Source organism: Vibrio splendidus 12E03 (assembly GCF_000272105.2).
GTDB lineage: Bacteria > Pseudomonadota > Gammaproteobacteria > Enterobacterales > Vibrionaceae > Vibrio > Vibrio splendidus_I.
The window spans coordinates 1-9,823 of sequence record NZ_AJZD02000073.1; the positions used below are offsets into that span (position 1 = coordinate 1).

General features: G+C 43.6%; 8 protein-coding genes. 6 read left to right on the forward strand and 2 right to left on the reverse strand.

The window, feature by feature from the left end:
• Window positions 1–245: 245 nt before the first annotated feature.
• The 3 genes from A142_RS25545 (at window position 246) to A142_RS06910 (ending at window position 2,537) form a co-directional block, all read left to right on the forward strand.
• Window positions 246–374: a hypothetical protein gene (locus A142_RS25545; RefSeq protein WP_277815624.1), complete on the forward strand. Its 129-nt coding sequence runs from the start codon at window positions 246–248 to the stop codon at window positions 372–374.
• A gap of 222 nt (window positions 375–596) precedes the next feature.
• On the forward strand, window positions 597–1,208 hold the full coding sequence (locus A142_RS06905) for an ACP phosphodiesterase (RefSeq protein WP_019822641.1): 612 nt from the start codon (window positions 597–599) through the stop codon (window positions 1,206–1,208).
• 57 nt (window positions 1,209–1,265) lie between these two features.
• Window positions 1,266–2,537, forward strand: coding sequence for a DEAD/DEAH box helicase (locus tag A142_RS06910; RefSeq protein ID WP_019822643.1), 1,272 nt, complete (start codon window positions 1,266–1,268; stop codon window positions 2,535–2,537).
• Window positions 2,538–2,664: 127 nt separating this feature from the next.
• Here A142_RS06910 and A142_RS06915 read toward each other — a convergent pair whose 3' ends face one another.
• Window positions 2,665–3,405, reverse strand: coding sequence for a TetR/AcrR family transcriptional regulator (locus A142_RS06915; RefSeq protein ID WP_019822645.1), 741 nt, complete (start codon window positions 3,403–3,405; stop codon window positions 2,665–2,667).
• A gap of 150 nt (window positions 3,406–3,555) precedes the next feature.
• On the opposite strand from A142_RS06915, the gene A142_RS06920 reads away from it, so the two are divergent.
• Genes A142_RS06920 through A142_RS06930 form a run of 3 tightly spaced genes read left to right on the forward strand, consistent with a single transcriptional unit; the run spans window position 3,556 to window position 8,755 of the window.
• Window positions 3,556–4,644, forward strand: a complete 1,089-nt coding sequence (locus A142_RS06920) for an efflux RND transporter periplasmic adaptor subunit (protein ID WP_019822647.1) — start codon at window positions 3,556–3,558, stop codon at window positions 4,642–4,644.
• Window positions 4,644–5,699 carry an efflux RND transporter periplasmic adaptor subunit gene (locus A142_RS06925; RefSeq protein WP_019822649.1) on the forward strand — a complete coding sequence of 352 codons (1,056 nt, stop codon included), beginning with the start codon at window positions 4,644–4,646 and terminating at the stop codon, window positions 5,697–5,699. The genes A142_RS06920 and A142_RS06925 overlap by 1 nt, the downstream gene beginning before the upstream one ends.
• Window positions 5,696–8,755 (forward strand): efflux RND transporter permease subunit, encoded by a 3,060-nt coding sequence (locus A142_RS06930; protein WP_019822651.1) that lies wholly within the window; start codon window positions 5,696–5,698, stop codon window positions 8,753–8,755. The genes A142_RS06925 and A142_RS06930 overlap by 4 nt, the downstream gene beginning before the upstream one ends.
• Before the next feature lie 180 nt (window positions 8,756–8,935).
• Here A142_RS06930 and A142_RS06935 read toward each other — a convergent pair whose 3' ends face one another.
• Window positions 8,936–9,673 (reverse strand): EAL domain-containing protein, encoded by a 738-nt coding sequence (locus A142_RS06935; RefSeq protein WP_029405478.1) that lies wholly within the window; start codon window positions 9,671–9,673, stop codon window positions 8,936–8,938.
• Between the last annotated feature and the right edge of the window lie 150 nt (window positions 9,674–9,823).

A 9,823-nucleotide genomic window follows, 5' to 3' on the forward strand; every position in this document is an offset into this window, starting at 1 on the left:
TTTGACCATGATCTGCTTCAAAATTTGTAGAGTAATTTGTTGTACTTGGTGTAAGGTAGCAGTACATATGTCGTTCGCGTATACCCCTTTAACGTAAATAAGCGTTAATGATCGCGAGTAGCTTCAAGCTATAAATATGGAATGGGTAGAGTAGAGTGCGTTCATCAAAGTGACATAATATAAGTCCAAGATGGTGTACTAGTTAACAGGACATTATGTCCACATCAAGGAATAGAGGGGGCACTATGAGTGACCAATCTTATAATGACGAAAGTCTTGAGTTGTTAGATGTTATGGAAATTGGCATTGATTTATCTGACTATGAACAAACAGTTAAACAATTAGCAGAAGAACTTTTTAAGTCTTCGAACTAAGCTTTTAAACCTTTAACTTGAGCTTTTTAAGCAAAAGTACTTAAACGAAAGCTTCCTTAGCTAAAAGTTTTTGTAGTTCAACGTTCTCAAATTAGACAATTCTTAAACTGAGCAAATCTCTTTCGCTCACACGTCATATCAAAACTATCCTCATTAAAGTTCGCGAAGATAAACGAGTACGTTTACCATGTTACTTAGTTCTCGATACTTTAATGAGGTTCAATGAACTTTCTCGCACACCTACACATCGCTCAACACTGCAACAGTAACTTAGCCGGTAATCTGCTAGGTGACTTCGTTAAAGGTGACCCTAATAAACATTATTCAGATTCGCTTTCTAACGGAATAAGGCTTCATCGATTCGTCGATAGCTATACCGACCGTCATGATGTGTCTCGTTCTGCAAAATCTCTCTTTTCAGATCAAACAAGACGCTTTGCACCGATTGCACTCGATGTATTTTGGGATCACTGCTTAGCCAATCATTGGGCTCAATATTCGCATCAGACATTAGAACGTTTTTGTTTCGATAGTCATCAACAGATCTTTGAACATCAAGAGGAACATTGGCCAGAAAGCTTCGTTATGGTTCATCAAAAAATGGCTGAGCATAGATGGTTAGAGAGTTATCAAGACATGTCTTCAATAGAGGTGGTATTACAGCGAATGGCGTTGAGAAGGCCAAAGCTCAATATGCTCGAGGCTTGTTACGATGACCTCGAACGTAACTATAATACGTTGCAGTGTCACTTTAATGAGTTATATCCTAACGTTTTAATAGAAGCGAAGCAGTTTAATACGTTTCAAATGAAGAAAAATCAAAAGGAAAGGTAAACAGTGTAATGCAGGTTTGCTACAATCCGCGCCTATTTAATCTTTGAGCATCATACTATGTCTGAATCTACAAAATCTTTTAACCAACTAGGATTATCTGAGCATCTTCTTGCCACACTATCAGAGCTTAATTTTACGGCTCCGACCAGCGTTCAAGAACAAGCGATTCCATTGGTATTAGAAGGCAAAGATGTACTGGCTGGTGCTCAAACGGGTACAGGTAAAACGGCCGCGTTTGGTTTACCGATTATTCAAAGATTAATCGAGACGAAAGACAACGTTATTCCGAACCCTAAGCTCGTTCGTGCGCTTGTGTTAGTGCCAACTCGTGAATTGGCACAACAGGTTTTCGATAACTTAACTAGCTACGCAAAGGGCACCGACATTAAAGTCGTGGTGGCTTACGGCGGCGTTAGCATGAAGGTGCAAACTGATAACCTACACGGTGGCGCAGATATTCTTGTCGCGACGCCTGGTCGTCTTATTGATCACATGTTCACTAGAAACATCATGTTGAGCCAAACGGAAGTACTGGTACTGGATGAAGCTGACCGTATGTTAGATATGGGCTTCATGCCTGACATCAAACGTATTCTTTCTCGCATGAACGAAGTGCGTCAAACCCTGTTCTTCTCTGCAACCTTTGATAACAAAATCAAAGCGATTGCACACCGTATGATGCAAAAGCCAAGTGAAATCCAAGTCACGCCAAAAAACAGTACCGCTGAAACCGTAACACAGATGGTTTACCCGGTAGATAAGTCGCGTAAAAGTGAGCTATTAGCGTATTTGATTGGTTCAAAAAACTGGCAACAAGTGTTGGTGTTCACTAAGACTAAGCAGGGCACTGATGCTCTCGTTAAAGAGCTTAAGTTAGACGGCATTAAAGCGGCATCAATCAATGGCGATAAGAGCCAAGGTGCGCGTCAAAAAGCCTTAGACGATTTCAAGTCAGGCAAAGTTCGTGCGTTGATCGCAACGGATGTAGCAGCTCGCGGTATTGATATTCAGCAGCTAGAACAAGTTGTGAACTATGACATGCCATTTAAAGCTGAAGATTACGTTCACCGAATCGGACGTACTGGCCGCGCAGGTAATACTGGCTTAGCGATTTCTTTGATGAGTCAGGATGAAGCGTACCTATTGGGTGACATTGAACGCTTACTTGATACTCGCTTGCCTCAAGAGTGGTTAGAGGGCTTTGAACCAAGCCTAGAAAAAGATGTAGCCCCTGATCGCGGTGGTCGCAGTAAAAGTCGTTCATCAGAAAAACGTAAGATGAAAGCGAAGCTTAAGATTCACCAAAATCGCGGTAAAGCACGTCGCTAACAAGCTGGACAAAGCTCCAGTTTAAAGATCTATAGATATAAAAATGCGCCGTTACAGTTGGTTCTGTAACGGCGCATTTTTGTTTCAAGTAAATCAATTTACGACCAAGGAAGATAAAAACACTGGATTAATGATGTTCTTGATTGCACTTCCATACACAGGGCACTTCATAAATTAGCTCATCTAGGCTAATTGGGTTTAGCACCCATTGGTCTTCGATTCTAAACTTACTTACCATTTGTGAGTTGAATAGTTGCCAATGCTTAAGTAGGGCATCTTCGGGCGAGGTGACCATATCGCCTTCATTCCAAGTGCTTTCCATGAAGGGAGTTAGGCATACCGCTCCGTGCGCATACATGATCATTTGCCATTTAATCTCATAAATGTTGATCAAGTTCTTTGGATTCGCATCGTTATATTGTTCAGCTAACATGTTGATTTCTTTTTCGACATCGCCAACATTGTCGATAAAGTAATCGACCAAGTTGTCTTTTTGACGAACAGAGTCAGTGATAAGTTGCATCGGTTTTCGTGAGTGAATCATGTTGCTAAAGAGGCGCATACTAAATAAATAGATAGTAATGTTTGGTGCGACGCCTTTTGGTAACTCTTCCACTATCTTAGCAATATAAGACTGAAAATAAGCGTGTAAACAATCACTTATCGCATGCCAAATTTTTTCTTTGCTGCCAAAGTGGTGGCGAATAAGGCTATGCGATACGCTTGCTTTTTCACTGATGTTACGAAGCGAAACGCTATCATAACCATGCTCACAGAACATATCCGCGGCAACACCCATGATCAAAAATCTCGTCTCTTCAGCGTCTTTTGCGCTTCTTCTACCTTGTTTCTTTTCAGTCATCTTCATTTCACACATTTACCTGATTACCACATTCTACACTGTTTTTACTCAAATAAAAAATACTGCACAGGTGGAAAGTAAAGCTTGTGGATTATGGATTTTTGAATATACTGCCCACCTGTGTAATAAATCATAATAATTAAATGGAGAGACATCATGCAGTCCAATTTGTCTATCAATGCCACATCGAGCAATCGCATGGGAGCTGTGATTGCAGCACTATTGCTCGCAGGCTCTTTGACCGGATGTAATAAGGTTCAGTCAGAAGAAACGGTTCAAGTTGTTAAGCCTGTAAAGCTGTTTGAGATTCCTTTGCAGACGGATATCGAGCTTGATAGCTTTATCGCAAAAGTAGATGCAACCGACCGTGCTGCGCTTTCCTTCCAAGTAGGAGGCGACATTGAAACCTTCGATGTTCGTATGGGACAAGAAGTGAAGAAAGGTCAGGTGCTCGCCGTATTAGATGCGACGGATTACCGTATTGCGGTTGATGCAGCAAAAGCCAAATTTGATCTTGCGAATAGCCAATACAAACAAGCTTCTGAGTTGTACGCGAAAAAGTTAGTCAGTACCGATTACTACGATCAAGCCGTGAACACCTTTACTGCCGCTGACGTTGAGTTGGACCAAGCAAAAACAAACCTTGGCTACACCACCTTAGTTGCTCCATTCGATGGCGTGGTATCGATGGTGTTTGGAAAACAATATCAATTGATCGCAGAAAAGCAGCCTGTACTGAATATTTTGAATCACAGTGAGATGGACGTGACGTTTTCAATTCCAGTATCAAAGCTTGAAGACCGTTCGATTCAAGACCTAACGAGCTCAAACATGTGGGTTGTGATGGATAGCCACCGTGGTATTCGTATCCCGACTCGCTTTAAAGAAATCTCTACACAACCAGATGAAGACACCAACAGCTACCAAGCGGTTGTATCCATCGAAAAGCCGGAAGGCATCAATTTACTTTCTGGAATGACAGCGCAAGTTGAAGTTCAGAAGCATAAATCTGACTACGGTATTGGCATTGTTGATTCAGCTTGGTTAACCAAAGAAGCTGACCATGGTGAGCTATGGCGCTATAACCCTGACTCTCAATTGATTTCTAAAGTACAAGTCCTTCTTGATGAGCAAGGCAAGGTTATTGATGGATTGTCGTCTGGCGACCTTATCGTTGAAGCGGGTGTGGATGTGTTATCCGATGGACAGCAAGTAAAAGCTTGGTTACGTGAGGGCGGTATTTAATGAACCTTTCCAAATTATCAATTGTTGTCGCGTCGGCTATGTTGCTTCAAGCCTGTAACAGTGAAGCCGTGCACCGTGAACACCCCCCCCTGCTAGTTTCTACCTTTGAAGTTGGCGCGCCGCTGACTGATCAATTCAGAAGTTTTAACGGTCAGGTAATGCCCGCTGAATTGACCCCCTTGGCATTTAAGCTCGCAGGCGAAATCCAACAAGTCTTGGTAGAAGCCGGTGACAACGTCGAAAAAGGGCAGTTACTTGCGACCTTAGACAACGCAACGTATCTCCAAGATCTTACTGACGCTAACTCTCAATTCAAACTGGCGAGCAAGCAGTTAGCCCGTGGTACGGAGATGTTTGGTAGCAAGATGTTGTCGCAGTCAGAGCTAGACCAACTAACGGCTAACTATAAGCTGGCATCAGCGAATTTGGCGGCTGCAGAGCGCAAGCTAAGTTACACAGAGCTTTTAGCGCCATTTTCCGGGACCGTTTCTACCGTGGACAAGCAACGTTTCGAAAACACGACACCGGGGGAAACACTATTAAGCGTGTACCAGAACGACAAGGTATATGTACGAATTCAAGTATCAGATTCGATCTTGGCATCGATCAGTCCAGACATGCGTTCAAATAGCTATCGTCCTAAGGCGACCTTTGGCGGTCACACTGGCCAATATCCACTGACGTATTTGGAGCACACCAGTGAATTGCACCCGCAATCGCGTACTTACGAATTTTGGATGCAGATGCAACAACCTAAAAACGAAATCCTGCCGGGCACCAGCGTTACGGTGAACGTGGATATGGCGAAAGCTGGCTTGAGCGATGTTCAAGGCTACCAATTACCAATGACAACTTTAGAAGCGGGTTCTGAAGCGAATCAGTTTTATGTGTGGAAAATGGAAGACGGACAAGCATTCAAAAGCGAAGTAGAAGTCGACAAGATCAGTGGCCAAGGCGCATTAATCGCTCACGGTGTTGAGCAAGGTGATCGACTCGTAAACTCGAATCTAAGAAAACTCCGTGACGGAATCAAATTGTCAGGAAAAGCAGAATGAACATCGCAGAATATTCAATAAAAAACAAAGTAATCAGCTGGTTATTTCTCGTCATATTGGCCATTGGTGGCGTGACGTCTTTTGGTAATCTATCCCGTTTGGAAGACCCAGCTTTTACTATTAAAGATGCAATGATTATTTCAACTTACCCTGGCGCTACGTCAATGGAAGTTGAAGAAGAGCTGACTTACCCGCTTGAAAAAGAGATAAGACAGCTGCCTTATATCGACAAGATTACCTCAACGTCGTCGAATGGTATGTCTCAAATTATGGTGAGCATGAAGATGGACTACGGTCCAGACGAGCTACCACAAATATGGGATGAAATGCGTCGCAAGATCAACGATCTACAGCCCACGCTTCCTAGTGGCGTCAACTCAGTTCAGATCATTGATGATTTCGGTGATGTGTTTGGCGTGATGATTATGCTGACGGGTGATGGATACGATTACGTCGAGCTCAAACAGTATGCTGATTACCTCACACGTGAAATCGAACTGGTTGAAGGCGTAGGCAAAGTAAGCATTGCAGGAGACCAACAAGAGCAATTGTTCGTTGAGATGTCACTTGAGCGTTTAGCGGCGTTAAATCTAGACATGTCGACGGTGACAGCATTGCTCGCACAGCAAAACAGTGTGGTATCGGCTGGTGAGGTAATGCTCAATGGTCAAAGCCTAACCATCAAACCTAACGGCACGCTGAGCACGGTTGAAGAGTTAGAAAACTTAATCATTCATGGCCGCGATACGGGTAACCTAATTCGCTTGAAAGATGTCGCTGAGGTCACTCGCGGAATCCAAGAAAAGCCAGGTAACGTATTAACTTACAATGGCAAACCAGCAATCAACCTAGGCATTGCGTTCTCATCGGGCGTAAACGTGGTGGAAATCGGTAATGCGCTTGATGCAGAACTTGATCGTTTAGAAAGCATTAAGCCAGCCGGTGTTGAGTTGAATTACTTCTACAACCAAGCACAAGAAGTGGACAAGTCCGTTGCTGATTTCTTGATAAGCTTAGTGGAAGCGGTAGCAATTGTTATCATCGTACTTCTGTTCGCGATGGGCTTACGCAGTGGTTTGATCATCGGTTTAGTACTGCTACTGACTGTGTTCGGTACGTTCATCTTGATGGATTACAACGATGTTGAACTGCACCGTATCTCGCTGGGTGCTTTGATCATCGCACTAGGTATGCTGGTGGATAACGCGATTGTTGTCGTTGAAGGTATTTTGGTTGGCTTGAAGAAAGGCAAAACCAAGCTTCAAGCAGCGAAAGACATCGTCAAGCAAACACAATGGCCACTGTTAGGTGCTACCATTATCGCTATCACCGCGTTTGCACCGATTGGTTTGTCGAAAGATGCGACAGGCGAATTCATGGGTTCACTGTTTTGGGTACTGTGTTTCTCACTGTTTTTGAGTTGGGTAACTGCACTAACACTAACGCCATTCCTTGCCGAGATGTTGCTTAAAGAAGAAGACAAGGTTGATGAGAACGAAGACCCATACAAAGGCATCCTGTTTGTTGTATTCGGTGCGTGCCTGAAAGTAGCACTTCGATTTAGATGGCTTACTGTAGTCAGTATGGTTGCGCTATTAGCAGTTTCTGTTGTCGGTTTTGGTATGGTGAAGCAGCAGTTCTTCCCACCGTCAAACACGCCAATGTTTTACGTAGACATGTGGATGCCAGAAGGCACCGATGTTCGTGAAACGATCAAGCAGACAGAAAAGGTTGAAAGCTACATTCGCCAGCAAGACGACGTTGAGTTTGTGACAACAACGGTTGGACAGGGCATGCAACGTTTTGCGCTGACATACCAACCAGAGAACAGTTACGAAGCGTATAGTCAACTGCAGGTACGAACGACTGATCGAGACACCATGTTTAAAGTCCTAGAAGGGCTAGACCAAGACTTGGCCAATAAATTTGAACAACCTACGTTCCAATTTAAATTGATTGAGTTTGGTCCGTCGCCGGCTTCAAAGATTGAAGCGCGTATTATCGGTGCTGACCCTCAAGTATTGCGTAGCATTGCAGTTGAAGTAGAAGATGTCTTACTTGCCGATCCAGGCTCACGAAATGTTCGTCACGATTGGCGTGAACGCACCAAAGAGCTAGTGCCACTGTTTAACGAATCAAAGGCACGTCGCCTTGGCATTTCAAAAACTGATTTGTCTGAGACGTTACAAATGGCGTTCGGCGGTTACAACATCGGTTTACTGCGTGATGGTACTCATATGTTACCTATCGTTGCGCGTTTACCTGAAGAAGAGCGTTTTGACTTTGAATCACTGAACAATGTGAAGATTTGGAGCCCATCGCTACAAACTTACATTCCGGTTGAGCAAGTGATTGATGGTGTAGAGCTTCAATGGTCTGAACCACTGATTCAACGTCGTGACAGAAAGCGTACGTTAACCGTACTGGCTGACCACGATGTACTTGGTGATGAAACGCCAGCAAGCTTGTTTGCTCGTGTGAAACCAAAGGTAGAAGCATTAGACCTACCAGAAGGCTACAGCATCAGTTGGGGTGGCGAATACGAAAGCTCAAAAGACGCACAAGAATCTCTATTTGGTTCACTGCCAATGGGTTACTTGCTGATGTTTATCATCACTATGCTTCTGTTTAACTCGCTTCGTAAGCCACTTGTGATTTGGTTTACGGTACCACTTTCTATCATTGGTGTTTCGATTGGTCTGTTAGGAACTAATATGCCATTCAGCTTCACGGCGTTCTTGGGCTTACTAAGTCTAAGCGGCATGATCTTGAAAAACGGTATCGTACTGCTTGACCAGATCAACACTGAACTATCAACAGGTAAAGACCCATATTTGGCGGTTGTCGACAGTGCGATTAGTCGTGTACGACCGGTATCTATGGCAGCATTGACGACTATCTTGGGTATGATTCCTTTGGTATTCGATGCATTTTTCGGCTCGATGGCGATTACAATCATGGCAGGCTTAGGCTTTGCTACCGTACTAACGCTAATAGTAGTACCGGTGATGTTCGCTATTTTATATAGAATCAAACCGTCCACTGCGGGTTATTAGGGAATGATATAAAACAGATTCTTTTAAGCCAGCCCAGTCAAATTTGACTGGGTTTTTTTATGCGTGTTGTCCCGTCCTGAAATGTGTTGACACGTGAGAGCGGCAAGAGGGTACGAATAGGCAAGCATTAAAAAAGCCGCTACTCAATGTTCAAGCGGCTTTGAGAAGGATAGGGCGATTCTAGATTGCGAGGCGTATGTCTAATTCAATCGGCTTTGGCATGGCTAAGTGATAGCCTTGATACATATTGAAGCCTAAGCCCTGCATCGCTTCGAGTTGTTGTTGGGTTTCTATGCCTTCAATCACAGTCTTTGCGCCAATTTGGTTTGCAAGATCAAGCACTAGCACCATTTCTCGAGTGTCGCCTTGTTCAAAGTCCAACATAACCGAGCGGTCTATCTTGATGATATGAGGGTTAATGTGGCGAACGCGCTGTTCGGTTGATGCTTGTGTTCCAAAGTCATCGACCGCTATTTGAAAGCCATTATCCGCAAGCGAAAGGGCGGCATCTTTCAAACGCTCTTCACTTTCTGCATTCAACTCTACCAACTCCATCACTATCTGGTCGCATGAAAGGTTAAGCTCGTGAAGGCGTTTAGCTAACAAGCTATCGCTGACCTTTTCTGCAGCAAACAACTCCCCAACGTTTGGAAGAACGTTCAAAAATAGGTGTAAATGACGGATTGTCGATTGTGCGAAGTTACGGATATGAATCGCTCGACTCAGCCTCTCGACATTGATTTTGTCTGTGCTTGAGGTTTCGTCGGAATGAAAGAAGTGATCAGGACGAACAATATCACCTTTGTTATTTGAAATGCGCACCAAAGCCTCAACACCTATTTGAGTCATAGAAGAGTCGAATATAGGTTGATAGACGCTTCTAAGCGTCAGGTCTTGGTATTTCGCAATAAACTGCATATCAGCATCTACGGATATACAGCTAATAAATTCACTTCTGTCTGATAAAATCATAGTCGCTAGTAAAGAGGGATTATTCAATGGCGGACGTACATGTCGCGGCTGTCACAATATTGACAGGTGTAAGTAAATTGTCAATTAATAAAAACT

Excerpts from the sequence above, each read along its gene's own strand:
- A142_RS06920 (WP_019822647.1), top strand. The coding sequence starts at position 3,556 with ATGCAGTCCAATTTGTCTATCAATGCCACATCGAGCAATCGCATGGGA.
- A142_RS06910 (WP_019822643.1), top strand. The coding sequence starts at position 1,266 with ATGTCTGAATCTACAAAATCTTTTAACCAACTAGGATTATCTGAGCAT.
- A142_RS06905 (WP_019822641.1), top strand. The coding sequence starts at position 597 with ATGAACTTTCTCGCACACCTACACATCGCTCAACACTGCAACAGTAAC.
- A142_RS06935 (WP_029405478.1), bottom strand. The coding sequence starts at position 9,673 with ATGCAGTTTATTGCGAAATACCAAGACCTGACGCTTAGAAGCGTCTAT.
- A142_RS06925 (WP_019822649.1), top strand. The coding sequence starts at position 4,644 with ATGAACCTTTCCAAATTATCAATTGTTGTCGCGTCGGCTATGTTGCTT.
- A142_RS06915 (WP_019822645.1), bottom strand. The coding sequence starts at position 3,405 with ATGAAGATGACTGAAAAGAAACAAGGTAGAAGAAGCGCAAAAGACGCT.
- A142_RS06930 (WP_019822651.1), top strand. The coding sequence starts at position 5,696 with ATGAACATCGCAGAATATTCAATAAAAAACAAAGTAATCAGCTGGTTA.
- A142_RS25545 (WP_277815624.1), top strand. The coding sequence starts at position 246 with ATGAGTGACCAATCTTATAATGACGAAAGTCTTGAGTTGTTAGATGTT.